At 39.4% G+C, this 18,532-nt stretch carries 14 protein-coding genes; 7 read left to right on the forward strand and 7 right to left on the reverse strand.

All coding sequences use genetic code 11. The features are described 5' to 3' along the window. Positions 1-27: 27 nt before the first annotated feature. From QE422_RS11075 to QE422_RS11085, 3 genes are all read right to left on the reverse strand, one after another. A complete protein-coding gene (locus QE422_RS11075; protein WP_307458057.1) occupies positions 28-1,656 on the reverse strand; it encodes a M1 family metallopeptidase in 1,629 nt (542 codons plus the stop codon). Between the two features lie 244 nt (positions 1,657-1,900). Beyond that, positions 1,901-2,728, reverse strand: coding sequence for a twin-arginine translocase subunit TatC (gene tatC / locus QE422_RS11080; RefSeq protein ID WP_307458060.1), 828 nt, complete (start codon positions 2,726-2,728; stop codon positions 1,901-1,903). 214 nt (positions 2,729-2,942) lie between these two features. Further along, positions 2,943-3,902, reverse strand: coding sequence for an SIS domain-containing protein (locus QE422_RS11085; RefSeq protein WP_307458061.1), 960 nt, complete (start codon positions 3,900-3,902; stop codon positions 2,943-2,945). A gap of 158 nt (positions 3,903-4,060) precedes the next feature. On the opposite strand from QE422_RS11085, the gene recQ reads away from it, so the two are divergent. The 6 genes from recQ (at position 4,061) to lpdA (ending at position 10,354) form a co-directional block, all read left to right on the forward strand. After that, positions 4,061-6,265, forward strand: a complete 2,205-nt coding sequence (recQ, locus tag QE422_RS11090) for a DNA helicase RecQ (protein ID WP_307458063.1) — start codon at positions 4,061-4,063, stop codon at positions 6,263-6,265. Next, complete coding sequence (locus tag QE422_RS11095; protein WP_307458065.1) at positions 6,252-6,821, forward strand: hypothetical protein; 570 nt, start codon at positions 6,252-6,254, stop codon at positions 6,819-6,821. The genes recQ and QE422_RS11095 overlap by 14 nt, the downstream gene beginning before the upstream one ends. Before the next feature lie 10 nt (positions 6,822-6,831). Then, positions 6,832-7,914, forward strand: a complete 1,083-nt coding sequence (locus tag QE422_RS11100) for a glycosyltransferase (RefSeq protein ID WP_307458067.1) — start codon at positions 6,832-6,834, stop codon at positions 7,912-7,914. Positions 7,915-7,992: 78 nt separating this feature from the next. After that, on the forward strand, positions 7,993-8,340 hold the full coding sequence (locus QE422_RS11105; protein WP_307458070.1) for a hypothetical protein: 348 nt from the start codon (positions 7,993-7,995) through the stop codon (positions 8,338-8,340). A 241-nt stretch (positions 8,341-8,581) separates the two neighbouring features. Further along, positions 8,582-8,830, forward strand: a complete 249-nt coding sequence (locus tag QE422_RS11110; protein WP_307458073.1) for a hypothetical protein — start codon at positions 8,582-8,584, stop codon at positions 8,828-8,830. 120 nt (positions 8,831-8,950) lie between these two features. Continuing rightward, entirely contained in the window at positions 8,951-10,354 is a 1,404-nt protein-coding gene (gene lpdA, locus QE422_RS11115) for a dihydrolipoyl dehydrogenase (protein WP_307458075.1), read from the forward strand. Positions 10,355-10,630: 276 nt separating this feature from the next. Here the strand turns inward: lpdA and QE422_RS11120 are convergent, their stop codons facing one another. Further along, positions 10,631-11,833: an IS256 family transposase gene (locus QE422_RS11120; RefSeq protein WP_307458078.1), complete on the reverse strand. Its 1,203-nt coding sequence runs from the start codon at positions 11,831-11,833 to the stop codon at positions 10,631-10,633. 267 nt (positions 11,834-12,100) lie between these two features. Between QE422_RS11120 and QE422_RS11125 the strand changes: the two genes are divergently transcribed. Then, a complete protein-coding gene (locus QE422_RS11125) occupies positions 12,101-12,925 on the forward strand; it encodes a S1 RNA-binding domain-containing protein (RefSeq protein ID WP_307458081.1) in 825 nt (274 codons plus the stop codon). A 40-nt stretch (positions 12,926-12,965) separates the two neighbouring features. Here QE422_RS11125 and QE422_RS11130 read toward each other — a convergent pair whose 3' ends face one another. The 3 genes from QE422_RS11130 to QE422_RS11140 form a co-directional block, all read right to left on the reverse strand. Further along, positions 12,966-16,979 (reverse strand): T9SS type B sorting domain-containing protein, encoded by a 4,014-nt coding sequence (locus tag QE422_RS11130; RefSeq protein ID WP_307458084.1) that lies wholly within the window; start codon positions 16,977-16,979, stop codon positions 12,966-12,968. A 60-nt stretch (positions 16,980-17,039) separates the two neighbouring features. Then, positions 17,040-17,612 carry an NADPH-dependent FMN reductase gene (locus QE422_RS11135; protein WP_307458087.1) on the reverse strand — a complete coding sequence of 191 codons (573 nt, stop codon included), beginning with the start codon at positions 17,610-17,612 and terminating at the stop codon, positions 17,040-17,042. 70 nt (positions 17,613-17,682) lie between these two features. After that, positions 17,683-18,474, reverse strand: coding sequence for a helix-turn-helix domain-containing protein (locus tag QE422_RS11140; RefSeq protein ID WP_307458089.1), 792 nt, complete (start codon positions 18,472-18,474; stop codon positions 17,683-17,685). Positions 18,475-18,532 lie beyond the last annotated feature (58 nt).

Genomic DNA, 18,532 nt, shown 5'->3' on the forward strand with positions numbered 1-18,532 from the left:
ATTGTTCACAATCTTGCCTGTATACTTTTACTGAACTTTTTTATAGTTGATATAATAATTCTTGTTGAATTCCACCGGAGTTTCTTTTTTAAGCTTCACGGTCTGCCATTGTTCGGTAGGATTAATGGTTACACCTTCGACAATAACAGGAAGTTTGAAATTCTTAACCGTATTCGTATACCGGAATTTCAGCTCTGCTCCTTTCTGCGAGTATTCCAAAACCGGAACTTTGGTAGTCCTGAGATATTGGCTGAATACACCGGAAAAATCAATTCCCGATTTTTTCGAAATGTAATTTTCGATCTGTTGCGTAGTTACGGTCTGATGGTAAAAATCTTTATTGATGCCTCTGAGGATCTGCCTGAACTTGTCATCGTTATTGATCACCTGACGGATCGTATGGATCATGCTGGCACCCTTCGGATACATATCGCCGCTGCCTTCGTTTCTTATCCCGTATTTTCCGATAATAGGCGTATCGTTCTGAATAATATTCCGGATTCCCTGAGCATATATTTCCGCCGATTTTTTATCCATATACCTTTCGGTGAACAGCACTTCGGAATAATTGGTAAAACTCTCGTGAATCCACATATCCGCCTGGTCTTTTGCCGTAACATTATTGGCAAACCATTCATGGCCGCTTTCATGGATGATAATGAAATCCCAGTTCTTCCCAATACCGGTTCCGGAAAGATCTCTTCCCCGATAGCCGTTTTCGTAGCCGTTTCCGTAAGCTACGCTGCTCTGGTGTTCCATTCCCAGATAAGGCGATTCTACAAGCTTGTAGGAATCTTCATAAAAAGGATATGGGCCAAACCAGTATTCAAAGGCTGAAAGCATCGGCTTTACCTGCTGAAACTGTTTTTTGGCTTTATCGAGGTTATAATCGATTACCCAGTAATCTAAATCAAGATTTCCTTTTTCACCTTTGAAGGTATCTTTAAAATTTACATATTTACCGATGTTAGGAATAATAGAGTAAGCATTGATCGGATTTTTAACTTCCCAGGTATAGGCCATTTTATCGCCTTCCGGTTTTTTACTGATCAGCCTTCCGTTTCCGACGCCTACAAGATCTTTTGGTGTTACGATTTTCATCACGATTCCGTTGTCGGGCTCATCGCTCCAGATGTCTTTGGTAGGAAGCCAGATCGAAGCGCCGATACCTTCGTCGGCCACGCTTATCCAGGGGTTTCCTTTTTCATCTTTGGTAAACACCCAGCCTCCGTCCCAGGGTGCATTTTTAGCAATCGTAGGATTTCCGGAATACGTTACTGTAATGGTATATTTTTCGCCTTTCTTAAAGCTTTTATTGGTTTTGATCCAGATAAAATCCCCATCCTGCTTGTATTCTGCCACGGGAAAACCTGCTTCCACTTTATCGGCTTTCATAGGCTGCTGAAGATCGACCTGAAACATAGGATTGGTAATATCTTTCGTAATCTCGAAACTGATAATGTTGCTTCCTTTAATACTTTTCATCGCAAAATCAGGCTCTACGGAAAGATCATATTTTTTTACATCCCAGAAATTACGGAACTGGTTGTCGGAACCTTTTAAAGTATCCTGTTTGGTAAAAACTTTATCCTTTTCAAAGAATTGCCCGAAAGCCAGTCCTGAAGCAAATAAAAGCGTATATGAAAGTTTTTTCATCTGAAATAAAAATTAATAGACTAAAATAAAGAATTAATCGATGCCAATATCAATTAACATCATAAATCTATGGTAATAAGACGGGAAATCTAAGGTTTTGTTACAGTACGGAACGTAAAAGCGGAATGGTCAATTCGCTTCGCTTGTTAAGTCCCAAATGATTGGCATCTAGAAACGAACTTTTTTTTGATGAATAAAAAAATCCCGCAGAAAATCTGCGGGAATCTTTTTTATGTAGTAGAAATTACTTCTGAACAACCGGTAAATTGGCCGCTGCTTTCTGTACTTTTTTATAGGTATATGCACACATGATGATACTGAATTCATACAACAACAGTAAAGGCAATGCTGCCATCAGCATACTCAGAACATCCGCCGGGGTAATGATCGCTGCAACTACCATAATCAGGACAATGGCATGACGGCGGTAGGTTCTCATAAATACCGGTGTAAGGATCCCGATCGTGGTAAGGAAATAAATCAGTACCGGGAAAAGGAAAATAACGCCCATTCCCAAAACTACCTGTAAGAACAGGGTGGTATAATCACTCAAGTCATACAGCGGGATAATTATATCGGAAATTTTAAAAATAACCCCGAAATTAACTGCAAAAGGAAGGATCAGATAATATCCGCACAACACGCCGGTCATAAATAAGATCCACACCGAATTAATCACAAAAAGCGAATTCTTTCTTTCGTTAGGATGCAGGGCCGGACTGATGAAACGCCACAATTCCCAAACGATATACGGAAAGGCAAGCACAATTCCGCCGAAAATGGAAACGGCCATCATCACGTTGAACTGCTGGTAAAGCTTACTCGCCCGTACCGGGAAATCTTTCGGAAGATGGATGCTGTCTTCGCCCAGGATCATTTTTGAAAAATGGTTGACGATTTCAAAAGTCGCAAAATCATTCCGGGTAGGACCGAAGAAAACGTGATCCATAATCCAGTTGATATTGAAACCGATAATGATCGCAGCAACTACTATTGCAAGAATCGAACGGATGAGATGTCCTCTCAGTTCGCCAATATGTCCCCAAAAAGACATGTCTTTAGCATCACTCACAGAATAATATTTTTTTAAGATTTCAAATTTATGAAAAAAGTTTTTACTAAAGTGGGATGTAAAAGCAGGAAGAGGAAAGTTTATTTGCCAAACCTGAAAAAATATAAATAATGCACCAAGACCATTTAATAGGTAAAGACTGTTAGCCGTAATAGGAACATAGGAAACTTCCAGCTTCGCCTCCTTCTTCCAGCCTGTCAACATTAAGCTTTTTTTAATTGATTCCTTCGTCCAACAGCTTATGCAGATCGATAATTCCGAAATATTTTCCCTTTTCCGTAACTACAAGCTGTCCGATATTGTTGTCCTTTAAAATCTGCATGGCTTCTTTTGCCAACGCTGTTTTTTCAATGGTTTTCGGGTTGGCAGACATGATATCTTTTGCCAGAACTTTAGAGATGTCATCTCCTTTTAACAGCATTCTCCTTAAATCCCCATCGGTAATTACCCCGATGATTTCATCTTTCTCTGTCACTACAGTAATCCCGTGCCTGGAACTGCTGATCGAGATAATAACGTCTTTCACGGTGTCATTTTCCGTCACCTGAGGTTTTTGGGATGAAACAAAATCGTCAACTTTTGAAATTAAATTTTTCCCAAGGCTTCCTCCCGGATGAAATTTTGCAAAATCATTGGCCTTAAAATCATTCATTTCCATCAGAGCAATAGCCAGTGCATCACCCAGTGCCATCTGAAGTGTCGTTGAACTGGTCGGAGCCAACTTGTTCGGACAGGCTTCCGTATCGACATGGGTATCTAAAATAAGATCAGAAAATTCGGCAAGCCTGCTGGATCTGTTGCCCGTCATACCGATAAGCGCAGCAGAATAATCTTTCAGATAAGGCACCAGATTTACAATTTCGGGGGAGTTCCCGGAATTGGAAATACAAAGCACCACATCCTGCTTCTGGATAACACCAAGATCCCCATGGATTGCCTCTGAAGCATGCAGAAACTGCGAAGGGGTTCCGGTAGAATTCAACGTCGCAACGATTTTGTTTCCTACGTGTGCCGATTTTCCGATTCCCACCACGATTACTTTACCTTTTGCCGAATGAATGATTTCAACGGCTTTTACAAACTCGTCATCCAGACGGGCGGTAAGTTTCTCAAGTTCGGCAATTTCTATTTCCAGGGTGGTTTTTGCTATTGAAATAATATCGGCGTTTTCCATTATACTGTTATCAGGTATATAAAAATTCTCTTAAAAAACGTTATAATTTTAAAAGGATATTTAATATGAATTTTAATTTTTATAAATTCGTTCGCTTTTATTTTAAGCGAAAAATTCATAACTTTGGATTAGATGCAAATTTAGCAATAGAAAATTAGATGAGCGCAAAAAAAGCCAATTTATCAGGCGAATTGAAAAAATACTTTGGGTTTTCCACTTTCAAGGGCCAGCAGGAACAGATCATAGAAAACCTTATGAACGGTAAGGATATCTTTGTTCTGATGCCCACGGGCGGTGGTAAATCCTTATGCTACCAGCTTCCGGCACTTATTTCGGAAGGCACGGCCATCGTGGTTTCACCGCTGATCGCATTGATGAAAAACCAGGTAGACGCCGTGAACGGTCTTTCTTCCGAAGACGGTGTTGCCCATGTTTTGAATTCATCATTAAACAAAACACAGACCAAACAGGTTTTCGACGATATAAAAAGTGGTAAAACCAAACTTTTGTACGTGGCTCCGGAATCATTAATTAAAGAAGAATACCTGGAGTTCCTGAAAGATGTAAAAATATCGTTCTGTGCCATTGATGAAGCGCACTGTATTTCAGAATGGGGACATGATTTCAGGCCCGAATACAGGAATCTTAAATCCATTATCGATAAAATAGCGGATGTTCCCGTGATTGCGTTAACCGCAACCGCAACCCCAAAAGTACAGGATGATATCCAGAAAACATTGGGAATGAACAATGCTTTGGTTTTTAAGGAAAGCTTCAACCGGCCAAACCTGTATTACGAGGTACAGCCGAAAATCAATATAGATAAGGAGATTGTAAAATTTATCAGTCAGAATAAAGGAAAATCAGGAATTGTTTACTGCCTGAGCCGAAGGAAAGTAGAGGAGTTTGCCCAGCTTTTACAGGTAAACGGAATCAATGCCCTGCCGTATCATGCCGGACTGGACCAGAAAATAAGAGTTGCCAATCAGGATAAATTTTTGATGGAAGAAGTAGACGTTATTGTAGCGACGATTGCCTTTGGAATGGGGATCGACAAACCGGATGTACGTTTTGTAATTCATTACGATTTTCCGAAATCCCTGGAAAGCTATTACCAGGAAACCGGGCGTGCAGGACGGGACGGAGGAGAAGGACACTGTGTGGCCTATTACGACCCGAAAGACATTGAAAAACTGGAAAAATTCCTTGCGCAGAAACCTGTTTCCGAAAGAGAAATCGGGTTACAGCTGCTGAACGAAGTGGTAGGCTATGCCGAAACTTCCATGAGCCGTAGACAATATATCCTGTATTATTTTGGTGAAAATTTTGATCCCGTAAACGGAGACGGTGCCAAAATGTGCGATAACTCATCCCATCCTCCAAAGCTGAAAGATGCAACGGACGATTTGAAGAAAGTGCTGGAACTTATCCGGGATACCGGAGAAAAATTCAAGTCTAAAGATCTCATTACCGTCATCGCTGGAAAGGAAACAGCCGTTACCAAGTCTTACAAGCTGGAACAAAGCCCTTATTTCGGTTTTGGAAAAGAGGAAAAAGACAACCATTGGAAAACGATCCTGAGACAGGCAACGGTTCAGAATTTCTTGCTGAAAGACATTGAAACCTACGGCGTACTGAAAATTTCCGAAAAAGGAAGACTGGTGCTGGACGGAAAACTGGAACATTCTTTCTTGATTGCCGAGGACCGGGAATTTGATCTGACGCAGGCAAAAGCAGAAAGCGATCAGGTGCAGATGCAATCCGGTGGAGGTTTAGACCAGAACTTATTTAATCAGCTGAAAGAATTAAGAAAAAAAGTAGCTAAAAAACATGGGATTCCGCCTTATACTGTGTTCATGGATCCGAGTCTGGAAGATATGACGGTCCAATATCCGATCAAAGTGGAGGAAATCGCCAAAATATACGGTGTCGGTGAAGGAAAGGCAAAAAAATACGGTAAAGAATTCGCCGATTTTATCAGCAAATACGTCGAAGACAACAACATCGAACGTACCCAGGATATGGTGCTGAAACAGGTTGCCAACAAATCCAGCCATAAGGTTTTCATCATTCAGAGTACCGATAAGAAAATCGATCTGGAAGATATTGCCCGGGCTAAAAACCTTTCCATGGATGAATTGCTGAAAGAAATGGAGCGTATCGTCTACCAGGGAACTAAACTGAATATCGATTACTACATCGAGGATAATTTTGACGAAGATATCGTAGATGGTTTTATGGAATTCATGAACGAATCGGAAAGCGACAGCATGAAGGTTCTTCTGGATGAATTCGGAGACGAACTTTCCGATGAAGAAGTAAGAATGCTGAGAATAAAATTCATCAGTGATGTTGCCAACTAAAATGATTCTTAACAACAACGAAATAATTTTAAAAGAAATTCTTCCCCGGAAGAGTTTCTTTTTTAATACTACGGAGAAGATCAGAATTGTTTTTTCCTTCTTTTATCTGGCCGGATCGGTTTTTCTTTTGATGAATAGTGACAATTTAGATTTCTTCCTGTTTCAGTTAATGGCGATATTAATATTTTTTACCGCTCTATATATCACTGTTTTCAGATGGCTTTTTAAATATTTGAAATTAATAAATAATTGTTATTTGATTACCAACCAAAGAATTGTTGTTTCTGATAAAGCCAAAATAAAGATACTTAAATATAAAGAACTAAATAAAATTCATTGCATCAACGCGGAAATGAACGGTAGTTTTTTTGGCAATATCATTTTTGGAGAACCTGAGGGTATTTTTGGAAGAAGTGATGAGCCGTTTTCTTTTTTTAACAGATCGGGAATGAGTTTCAAAGAAGACGAGTATGCTTTTATCAGTGTAGAAAATATTAATGAAGTTATTCCTGTTTTTGAGGGGCTTGGTTTAAAGGTTACCAAAACTTTTTACTAATTTTACAGGGATGAAAAAGATTTCTGTCATATTTATCCTACCGGATCTTGAAACCGGAGGCGCGGAAAGGATCGTTACCACCATTGCGAACCATCTCTCTCGGGACCGGTTTGAACCTAAGATTTTGCTCCTGCGCAAGCAGGGCGGTTACCTTAATTTCCTGAGAGAAGACGTAGAAATCATCGACATCAATACCGAAAGAATCAGGCATTCGTTAAAGCCTATTTTAGCGGAAATCTACCGCAGAAAACCGGATATTGTGTTTTCAGGATTCGGTGAAGTCAACGCCTATCTTTCTGTGTTCATCAAACTTTTTCCTAAAACGAAATTTATCGCCCGGGAAACCAATGTGGTCACGCAGCATGTAACGCGGAAAGAAATCAAATTCTTCTACAATTTTTACAACAATTACCACAGAATCATTGCCCAGAGCGATGATATGCTGAAGGATCTTACCGCAAATTTCAGGATTAAACCGAAAAAAGTCATCAAGATCAACAATCCGGTAGATTTTGATTTTATCGGAGAAAAACTTAAACATTCCCAAAAGCCTGAAAGTTTTAAATACAATTATAAAAACATCGTAGCCATCGGAAACTTGTCTTCCAGAAAAGGTTTTGACAATCTTCTGAAAGTTTTTTCCAGGCTCAAAAACGAAAATGTCATGCTCCATATTTTGGGCGACGGACAGGATCGGGATCTTTTGCACCAGATGAAAGATTTTTTGGGATTGGAACATGTTATTTTTCACGGACGGCAGGAGAATCCGTATAAGTTTCTGAAATATGCAGACCTTTTTATCCTCTCCTCAAGATATGAAGGCTTTCCGAATGTATTGCTGGAAGCCGGCGCCTGTGGAACCTATGCCCTTGCTAACAATTGCCCGGGTGGCATCAACGAAATTATTCAGGATAACATCAACGGGGAAATTTCCGATATTGAAAATCATGAAGACTTTGCGCAGAAAATTATGAGTATCCTTCATGAAAGCCATGATCCGGAAGCTATTGAAAGCTGTATCCGATCGCGGTTTTCAAAGAACATTATTTTAGACCGGTACGAAAAAGTTTTGCTGGATCTGGTGAAACAATAACATTCACCCGTTTGCCTGGTAGAACCTTATTTTCTTATTTTTGGCCCGCTTAATTTATTTAAAAATCAATTTTCATTCATGATTAAAATCCAGAAATTAGGATGTGCCTGCGAAAAACCGACCTCATCTTATACGGAATTCAGAACTTCAGAATTAGGAACCGATCAAACCCCTGGCATACATGCGGAAGTAAGTATCCAGCAGTGCAAGCTTTGCCAGAGAATATGGATCTGCTATGCTGTGAATCCTGAAGAAAATGCCCCGGCAGTAAGATGGTACAAAGGAATCGTTTCTAAAAAAAACCGCCCGCAGATTACATCTGAAAATGCATTGGCATATCTGGAAAGCGTGGAATGGTATGTCTATGGAGGCGAAGCCTTTGAAAATACGACAGCATTTGGCGCAGGGAAGATTAGCTTCGGCTGATTTGTCCTGCAACATAAGGTTGAAAAAATTGGCTGGAAGAAGGAGGCTGGATGCTGGAAGTTTTATGACAATACTATTCCAGAATCTTGAATATCAGATAATATTGGAGTCAAACTTTATAATACCAAAATTTGATGAATAAATTTGACGAATTAAAATGTAACCGGTTTATAAAGAAATTACGATCAAATGCAATTGCCATTGTTACCAATCAGATTGAAATCCACTCGGGATATTTTAGATGAATTATCTTCTGGGCAGAATCGGCGACATTAAAAGGTTGGAAGAAATTGATCTAAGTATTTTCAAAACCTACTACAATGAGATCCAGTCTCATCCGATCGGGGATGAAAGAAAACTCTACAGCAAAGAATTCTTAGACAGGCTTGATTCAAAGTTAAAACGGGTCAATGAAAAATATATGGATGCTCTTACTGAAAAATGCGGTGAGATCATTGAAAAATTTAAAGAAATCAAAGATTTTTGCTGATTCTTTTAAGCAGAGGTATAACGTTTTCAAAACTTGACAAAACTCACTTGGGGGTGTGGCAATTAATCGTTAAATTTGTAAGAACTAAAGAGATAATAAATAAACAAATTCATAAATAACATGAGTCAATTCGATGTTACCGTAATCGGTTCCGGTCCTGGTGGTTATGTTGCTGCAATCCGTGCCGCGCAATTAGGTTTCACAACAGCAATTATTGAAAAATACCCGACTTTGGGCGGAACTTGTCTTAACGTGGGATGCATCCCGTCGAAAGCACTTTTAGACAGCTCTGAACATTTCGAGAATGCCAAGCACAATTTTGCAGGCCACGGAATCATTATCAACGAGCCTCAGGCAGACATTGCAAGAATGATCGAGCGTAAAAATGAGGTCATCAAACAAAATACAGACGGGATCAGCTACCTGATGAACAAAAACAAAATCACTGTTTTTGAAGGGGTGGGAAGCTTCGAATCTGCAAACCAGATTAAAGTAACGAAAAACGACGGTTCTACGGAAACGATCGAATCCAAATATACCATCATCGCTACCGGTTCCAAACCGTCTTCTTTACCTTTCATTACGATTGATAAAGAAAGAGTAATCACTTCTACGGAAGCTTTGAACCTTAAAGAAATTCCTAAGCATCTGGTGGTAATTGGAGGAGGCGTAATCGGTCTTGAGCTAGGTTCTGTCTATTTAAGACTGGGTGCTCAGGTTACGGTTGTTGAATTTATGGATAAGATTATCCCGGGGATGGACGGTGCTTTAAGCAAGGAACTTACGAAGGTTCTTAAAAAGCAGGGTATGAAGTTCATGTTATCGACAGCCGTTTCAGCCGTTGAAAGAAACGGAGATACCGTTAAAATTACAGCTAAAGACAAAAAAGGAGAAGAAGTCGTTGTAGAAGGCGATTACTGTTTGGTTTCTGTTGGAAGGAGACCTTTCACAGACGGACTTGCCCTTGAGAAAGCAGGGGTGGAGCTTGACGAAAGAGGAAGAGTAAAAGTAAACGACCACTTACAGACGAATGTAGCGAATATCTACGCGATCGGAGATGTGATCAAAGGTGCAATGCTGGCTCACAAAGCGGAAGAAGAAGGGGTTTTCGTTGCTGAAACATTGGCGGGACAGAAACCTCATATCAATTATAATTTGATCCCAGGCGTTGTTTACACATGGCCGGAAGTTGCCGGAGTAGGTAAAACCGAAGAGCAGTTGAAAGAAGAAGGCGTAGCTTACAAAGTAGGTTCTTTCCCGATGAGAGCTTTGGGAAGAAGCCGTGCGAGTGGTGATGTGGATGGTTTGGTAAAAATCATTGCCGACGAAAAAACTGATGAAGTATTGGGAATGCACATCGTAGGTGCGAGAGCAGCCGACCTTATCGCAGAAGGAGTGATTGCTATGGAATTCCGTGCCAGTGCGGAAGACATTGCCAGAAGCTCCCACGCGCACCCGACCTATGCGGAAGCGATCAAAGAAGCGGCATTAGATGCTACGGCAAAAAGACCGATTCACATGTAACAATTGATTTAAGATTAAATCATTTAAAATAAGAAATTAAGACTGTCATTCATCGTTGGCAGTCTTTTTTGTTTATAAAACTGATGTTAATTCGATGGTATTTAATGTGTTTTCAGTGATTTAAAATAAAAATTAGGAAAACGATTGGAATTTTGAATAAAGTTCGTTTTAAAAGAATGCAAATAAAATCATTGAATAGTAAAGGCTGTTAGCAGTATTCTGACAAGATGACACTCTCCCATAAAGTGTGTAAGTTAAAAAGTCAGGGCTTAGATTTTATAATCTGAGCCTTTCTTCAAAAATAAGCATAAATTGGTTTAGAACAATCCCCCAATTCTGGATTGGCATCGACCATTTTTTTGTGGCTTCTTTTAAAGCAAGGTAAACAGATTTCAAGACTGCATCATCCGTAGGGAAAGACATTTTGTTTTTGGTGTATTTTCGGATTTTACCGTTTAGATTCTCGATTAAATTGGTTGTATAAATGATTTTACGAATCTCTAAAGGAAATTCAAAAAATACGGTCAGTTCATCCCAATTATCCTTCCAGGATTTGATGGCATAGGAATATTTGGATTCCCATTTTTCTGCAAAATCATTTAAAGCGGCTTCAGCGGCTTGTTTTGTTGGAGCGGTGTAAATATGCTTCATATCGGCAGAGAATTCTTTTCTGTCCTTCCAAACCACATATTTGCAGGCATTTCTGATCTGATGAACCACACAGATCTGGGTTTGAGATTCAGGAAAAACGGAACGGATGGTCTGGGTAAATCCGTTTAAGTTATCGGTAGCAGTAATCAGAATATCTTCCACGCCACGGGCTTTGAGTTCTGTGAGAACCCCCATCCAGAAGCTCGAACTTTCATTCTTACCGAGCCACATTCCCAGCACTTCTTTTTTCCCTTCACGATTCAATCCTACTGCCAAATAGATGGTCTTGTTGATCACTTTAGAGTTCTCACGAACCTTGAATACGATTCCGTCCATCCAGACAATCAAATACAAATCTTCTAAGGGGCGGTTTTGCCAGCTCACCACTTCAGAGGCAACGGCATTGGTAATTCTGGAAATGGCAGAGGAAGATATTTCAAAATCGTACAGTTCTTTGACCTGTTCTTCGATATCGCTCACACTCATGCCTTTGGCGTAGAATGAGATAATGATATTCTCCAAACCTTCGATGATGTTGTGCCTTTTTGGTACCAAAGCAGGCTCGAAACTTCCAGCTCTGTCTCTGGGAACTTTGATTTCACTCTCTCCAAAAGATGATTTTATTTTCTTGGTTCCATGTCCGTTGCGATAGTTCCCTTCTTTGGTTTTTTCATGTTTTTCATTATCCAGATGAGCATCAAGCTCTGCTTCCAGCATGTGTTCAACGGCACGTTTGTGCATCTGTTTGAAGAAAGAGGTTAAATCTTCTCCATTTTTAAAGGACTTGTAGAAATCCTTATTGTTTAATAATTCTTCTTTGTCGATCATAACTATATAGGTTAAAAATAATAAAAAGTTATTTCCGAAAATTATTTTTGAGCTTTAGAGGGCTCAAAAATTTTTCAGAATAACTTTTTAACTTACACAGTTAGTGAGACACTACCGACAAGATCAACTTCCAGCATTCAGCTTCCCTCTTCCAGCCTTTCAAACTGGTTTCTGCTTTAAAACCAGGGTTACTTCAAAACGCATAAATACTCCAACTTTTAAACTTGCAATTATTTTCTGTACCTTTGTCGACTAATTTTATCATCCATGCAAATCGGAAAAACCCAGACTTTAAAAATTTCAGATAAAAACAACTCAGGATGGATCCTTACGGACGAATCCGGTGAAAAGGCCTTTCTGCCAAAGATTTTTACCCACGACGATAAGGAAATTGATGAGGAAATTGAAGTTTTTGTATACCAGGATGATGGAAAGTTAAAGGCCACCACAGAAATTCCGTTGGCGGAAGTGGATGAGTTTGCGGTAATGAGCTGTGTTCAGAGCCTGCCGAGCGGTGCTTTTATGGATTGGGGAATCATCAAGGATCTTTTTATCCCGTACAAGCAGCAGAAAACAAAAATCGTCGAAGGCAAAAGATATCTGGTGCATATTTATATCGATGACGACTTGGGGCTGATTACCGGAACCACGAAATTTAAAAGAAACCCGCAATACGAGGATCTTCCTTTTCAGAAAGGCGATAAAGTAGAGCTGATCATGATGAATGAAAGCGAACTGGGCTGGAATGTGGTAATCAATAAAAAGTATATCGGACTGATCTACAGTTCGGATGTTTTCAAAAAGTTATACCCTTTGTCCGAAGAAACCGGATACATCAAAGCCATCCGGGAAGACGGGAAAATCGATGTTTCCCTACAGCCTGAAGGATTTGAGAATATTGATGAATTCAAAAAGAAAATCCTGGACAAGCTGGAAGAAAACTATGGACTGCTTCACTTATCAGACAAATCTTCACCGGAAGAAATTAAAGATGAAGTCCAGATGAGTAAAAAGAATTTCAAAAAAGCCATCGGAGGACTTTATAAAGATAAAATCATCGATATTTTGGAAGATAAAATACGATTGCTATAAAACAAAACCGAGCGGAATTTTCCGCTCGTTTTACTTTATACTATTCTCTGTTTTTGATCAGCAGCCAGCCGGTGTATACCCTGCCGTCGGATACTTTTATCGTATACCAGTAGTTTCCTGTCGGGATCTGGCTTCCGTTCAGTTTGCCATCCCATACCAGTGGTTTTTTAGAAATGACCTCTTTGAAAACCGGAAGACCTCTCCGGTCATATACATTCACCTCAGTTCCCGGATAATTTTCCAGTCCGGCAATTTTCCACTGGTCATTAAAGCCGTCTCCGTTCGGAGTAAATGTATTTGGGATATTGAAAATAGAGAACGGTTTCTGACCGATAATACAGCCGCCTTTTGTTCTAACATAAACCATATATTCACCGATCTTTAAATTTGTGAAAATGTTGGAATCCTGCCAGGTGAAATTATCCAGTGAATATTCAAAGTTTCCTGTTGCGGAAAGAATGACCGTTGCGGAATTATTGCTTACATTCACCGATATGATTTCCGGTAAAACGGTGTAGCTTACCTGAATATTATCGGTGCTCTGGCATCCGAAGCTGTTCGTTACCGTTACGGAATAATTTCCCTGAGCGGAAACCGTAATCGTTTGTGTCGTTGCGCCGTTGCTCCACAAATAAGAAGCATAGCCGCTTCCGGCATCAAGTGTTATAGTCTTTCCTTTACAGAAATCTATTTTTTCGGGAAGATTGAATTCCGGCTTCGGATTCAATGCGATATCTAGTCTTATAACTTTAAAACATCCGTCTGGTGTGGAAACCTTTACGTAAATTACCGTTGATCCTACATTCAGCAGATAGTTTGAAGGATTGGAAATTGGGTTTCCTAAATTATCCGTATAGGTAAATGAATAACTTCCCGGGCTAACAATAATATTAGACTGATAGGTAGTTAAATTTACATTCATTGAATTTCCGGTCGTGCTGTTACATAAAGTCACGGAATAATCATTGGCCGGGACATTATTCGTTGAAAGGGTTGCCGTAACGGCCAGCTTTTCGGATTCGCAGCTGTTCAGGGTCTGTGTCACAAAATAAGTCGTTCCATTGGCCAGCGGTGTGGTGATCGGTAGAATATTCCCTGCCGCGTCGTAAAATTTCAGCGAAGCCCCGGTAATAACAAGGCTGGCCAGCGTAGGAGCTGCAGAAGCACAGAAATCCTGAACTGAATTTCCTGTTGGTTTTGGCGTGTTATTTACTGTCACCTGAATGGCAACCTTATTACTTTCACAGCCATTGATGGTTTGTGAAGCAAAGTATGTCTGGCCGTTTACTAAAGGTATTGTTGCTGCTAAAAGAGTTCCTGCCGCATCATACCATTTGATATTCTGCCCGGTAATCTGGATATCGGCAAGGGTAGGATGAAGGCTTGCGCAGAAGGTTTGCTGGGTGTTCACGGCTGTTGGAAGCACAGGAGCGGTTACCGTTACGTTCTGGTTCTGCGTCGAAATATTTCCATTACCGTCAGTATAGATCCAGTGGATAATGTATGTTCCCGGTGAAGAATATGAGAGCGGATCGGTTGTCGTTCCCGTTATCGTTCCCGCACAGTTATCCGTTGCTGTCGGAATGTTCGAAATTATGGTGTGGCAGTCTCCGGTGATATCGGGAAGGGTTGGTAAAGTCGGTATGGGTGCTACAGTATCACCCACCGTTACATTTACCGTAAAACTTCCGTCGCAGCTTCCGGTTCCCGATACCTGGCAGGTATAAATTCCGGAATTGACGGCCGTTGCATTAGGAATCGACGGATTTTGGAGCGTTGAAGTGAATCCGTTAGGTCCGGTCCAGTTGTAGGAAGTTCCTCCTGAGGCGTTCATTTGAATGTTGGAGCCTATACAAACGGGAGAATTCGAAGTTACTGAAATTCCTGATGTACAATCATAAAACTTTGCGAAATTATTATTAAGAGCAACACCACCCAAAGTATATATATTATTGCTTTTTGCATAAATAGAGTGTATTGTGCGATAAAAATAGCTTCCCCAGATCTGGTTTCCCATAGTATTAAACTTTGTAAAAAAACCATAATAGTAACCTCCTCCATCATTAGGAAGAAAACCATTTGGTGTGGCTATCTGGATATCATTAGATGTAGATCCTGAAAATATGGGATTATTATTGTCATCCACGGAAAGTGCGTATGCCATATCATCATCTACATTCACACTGGTAGTTGCTCCATAATAGGTTCCCCAGATCTGATGTCCTGTAGGACTAAATTTAGTTAAAAAAATATCATTACCAAGATTCGATGTACGCGTTGTCTGATGGGTTCCCGGTGTTGAAATCTTCTCATGAGAGTCCGTATTACCAAGAAGAATGATGTTGTTATTTTTATCTATTTTAAAATCTCTGATATTCGTTTTTCCTTCATCTGAATTATATTGTATTCCATATCCATTTTTACCTCCAAAATAAGTTCCCCATTGAAATTGAAAATTACTATTTAGTTTTGCAAGGTATGCATTTCCATATCCTATCATATTTGGCTGATGAACTCCAGGTGTTGTTTCGGGATGAATCAAATACTGTTTATAATCGTCACTGGCAACATAAATATTTCCAAAACTATCAAGATTAATTTTTTTTACACCTTCCAATATTTTAAAATACGAACCATATAGTTGTTGTCCATTTGGTGAAAATTTTACAATAATACCGTTCGACCCTGGTATGTAAGTTGGAATTTGGGCATTGGGTGTCGTAATTCCAGTATTTCCACCAAATCCTCCTAAAATAATATTTTCATTGCTATCCAGTGCTATACAGTCAAAACTATCTGCAGAATTATCACTCCCAAAGTATGTTCCCCATAGTCTAACGCCGCTATCATTAAATTTAACTAAGAAAGCATCATAATCATATCCAACCCATTGTCCTTGGTATACAGTATGTTCTTTATGAGCTCCTGGCGTAGTAATGTTATTAGTCCCTCCCTGAGAATCTCTTGCTCGGCCGATAGCGTAGATCTCATTATTACTTGTAATTGCAATATCTTTAAGCAGATTAGACTCGTCAACGGTATAGTTAAATTGGTGATTCCCTAAAAAAATACCCCAAATTTTGTTTCCTGACGGATCAAATTTTGAAATGTAGCCATAGTTTTGTGAATAAGAGTCAAATAATGTATAAGTACTTGTTGCTACGTTGTATCTGGCTATAGTCGTAAAACTCGTATAAACCTCTTGGTTATTATTTGCCAAAACCCGATAATAGGTATTGGAATTCCACATCAAGTTCGGGAGGTTTTTAATCCATAACAATGTTGGTACAGGATCAATAACTAAAATTTTATTATATGAATCTTGTTTACTTATAAATCCATAAACATTTTCTTTTAATTGTCTGAAGCTGATCAATGATGCTTCTTTGGACTTTCCGTCTGTGATCCAGGAATAGGGTATATTTTCGTGCACTTCCCCAAAACGGGTCTGCATTATAATTTTATTGTTTTTTAATGATGTCTTTGCACCGTTAAATTTCATCTTAATGTCTGAAACCTTTCCTCCCGGTTTTACAATGAAATTATATTCAATGGGTTTTAAAGTATCGTTTGGTTTAAAAAATACAAGATCAATTTTATTATAGATATTTTTATAAGTCACTTTTTTAAATCGATGAACATTTAAAATTCCGTTTGGCTCATTAGGAATATTATAAAAATTATCATAATCGGGTGATTTCCCTTCAGATATAATTTCTGTGTTTGGATTAGAATTAATTAAATCTATATCCACTCTATGATACTTGTATTTAAATTTTTCTGATCTCTGCGAGGAATCCTTCTCTTTTACTGTATTTTTTTCATCGATCTTTTCCGCTTGATATATATCATAGGAAAATCCTGAAGATCTTAGCTGTACATTCAGACCTGCTGAGTGAAAAAGATACTTTACATCCGGATTTGCCTTTCCGTCCTGATCTACAATCTGGCCTTTATTTTCATAAAAGAAATAATCATTGTTTTCGGGAGTTTTTTTCTGTGACAAGATAGAAATACAATAGAAAATTGTCAATAGAAATAAAAGTTTTCGCATCGGTTACTAATTTTCCGGCAAAGATAATAAAACAGGAAGGTTTCGGAAATGAATTTAAAATTAATATTTTTGATGAGGCAAATGAAGGGCAATCCAGCGATGAAATTCTTCTAAAAACCCATTCAGAAAGTCTTCTGTGGATTTCACTAAAATCATCCCGTCTGCGTTAAAAAGTTTCTCACTTTCTCCGATATAGGCTTCTGGCTGCTGCATGACGGGCATATTGAGAAATACGAGGGACTGCCGCAAATGGTGATTAGCTCCGAAAGCGCCCATCTTTCCGACAGATAGGCTGATGATGGCTGCCGGCTTACGGTTGAATACATTATGGCTATGAGGAGCGGAACCGACATCGACAGCATTTTTAAGAACCGCCGGAACCGATCTGTTGTATTCCGGGGTTATGAAAAGAACAGCGTCTTTTTCTTTAACGGTTTGACGGAAACTATCCCATTCTACGGGAGGAAAATCCGTTTCCAGGTCTTCATTATAGATAGGCATATTGCTGAGCGGAATCAGTTCATAGTTATTCAAATCGTTAAAATTCATTATCCATTTTGCCATCTGCAACGAAAGGGATGCTTTTCTTAAACTTCCCACTATAATACCAATGATAAATTTTTTTTGACTCATAATTTTTTTAGCAAAGAAACAGTAGAATAGGAAAGAAAAATAGAATAAAGCCGACGTTTAAATCGAAATCCTAAGCGATTAAATTCTGGATAGGAGAGGCTTGCTTAACAAATTGCTTCGGAGTCAGCCCCGAAAATTCCCGGAATTCCCGGATATAATGCGACTGATCTGAATAATTAAAAGTGTAAGCTACATCTGATAGGCGGCAGATCGGCTGATGATAGAGGAAATTCAGGGCCGACTGAAAACGGGAGATCCGGGAAAACTGCTTTGGCGATACGCCGATGTAAGACTGCATGATGCGTTCCAGTGACCGTTCGGAAATTTTAAGTTCCAGGCATAAATTTTTCAGGCAGGTTACTGTATGATCGGTTTTCAATGTTTTAGCAATGAATTGAATCTTTGCTTGATTTTGTTTGTTTTCTGCAATACGGCTCAGGAAAAATTCCGACAGGATTTTTACCTTATCATAAAATGAGTGGGTTTCGGAAAGACTTTCTTGCAGATCGGTTTTAAGAATTACGTTGAGGTCTGTGTAGGTATTGGTAAATTCGGAAGCATCCAGACCAAAAATGCCTTTAAGACCGTAAGGCTGGAAGCAGACGATAAGATTGTTGTAACAGCTGATTGCTGTCTTGTCGGCATATTGGGTAGCTAAACCGTGAAGAAACAGCTTCGGAAGTATTTCTTCTGTATTTCCTAAAAACGAATTTTCATTTTCCTGAAAGACAAGCCCGGGATTTCCGTCTGCCACGATTCGGAATGACTGCGGATGATCCGAATGATCCCGGCTCCTGATGTTGATGAAACTACATATATAAGGATGAAGTTCAGCACGTGGAAGTAATTGCAGATGATTCACGGATACGATTCTTATCAACAAATATACTCGAAAAAATCATCGGGTACCACAATAAAAA

Origin of the sequence: Chryseobacterium sp. SORGH_AS_0447 (assembly GCF_030818695.1) — a bacterium.
Lineage (GTDB): Bacteria > Bacteroidota > Bacteroidia > Flavobacteriales > Weeksellaceae > Chryseobacterium.

What these genes read in the sequence shown, in the direction of transcription:
- QE422_RS11075 (WP_307458057.1), bottom strand. Translation starts at nt 1,656, where the DNA reads ATGAAAAAACTTTCATATACGCTTTTATTTGCTTCAGGACTGGCTTTC.
- QE422_RS11085 (WP_307458061.1), bottom strand. Translation starts at nt 3,902, where the DNA reads ATGGAAAACGCCGATATTATTTCAATAGCAAAAACCACCCTGGAAATA.
- recQ (WP_307458063.1), top strand. Translation starts at nt 4,061, where the DNA reads ATGAGCGCAAAAAAAGCCAATTTATCAGGCGAATTGAAAAAATACTTT.
- QE422_RS11095 (WP_307458065.1), top strand. Translation starts at nt 6,252, where the DNA reads ATGTTGCCAACTAAAATGATTCTTAACAACAACGAAATAATTTTAAAA.
- QE422_RS11100 (WP_307458067.1), top strand. Translation starts at nt 6,832, where the DNA reads ATGAAAAAGATTTCTGTCATATTTATCCTACCGGATCTTGAAACCGGA.
- QE422_RS11105 (WP_307458070.1), top strand. Translation starts at nt 7,993, where the DNA reads ATGATTAAAATCCAGAAATTAGGATGTGCCTGCGAAAAACCGACCTCA.
- QE422_RS11110 (WP_307458073.1), top strand. Translation starts at nt 8,582, where the DNA reads ATGAATTATCTTCTGGGCAGAATCGGCGACATTAAAAGGTTGGAAGAA.
- lpdA (WP_307458075.1), top strand. Translation starts at nt 8,951, where the DNA reads ATGAGTCAATTCGATGTTACCGTAATCGGTTCCGGTCCTGGTGGTTAT.
- QE422_RS11120 (WP_307458078.1), bottom strand. Translation starts at nt 11,833, where the DNA reads ATGATCGACAAAGAAGAATTATTAAACAATAAGGATTTCTACAAGTCC.
- QE422_RS11125 (WP_307458081.1), top strand. Translation starts at nt 12,101, where the DNA reads ATGCAAATCGGAAAAACCCAGACTTTAAAAATTTCAGATAAAAACAAC.
- QE422_RS11130 (WP_307458084.1), bottom strand. Translation starts at nt 16,979, where the DNA reads ATGCGAAAACTTTTATTTCTATTGACAATTTTCTATTGTATTTCTATC.
- QE422_RS11135 (WP_307458087.1), bottom strand. Translation starts at nt 17,612, where the DNA reads ATGAGTCAAAAAAAATTTATCATTGGTATTATAGTGGGAAGTTTAAGA.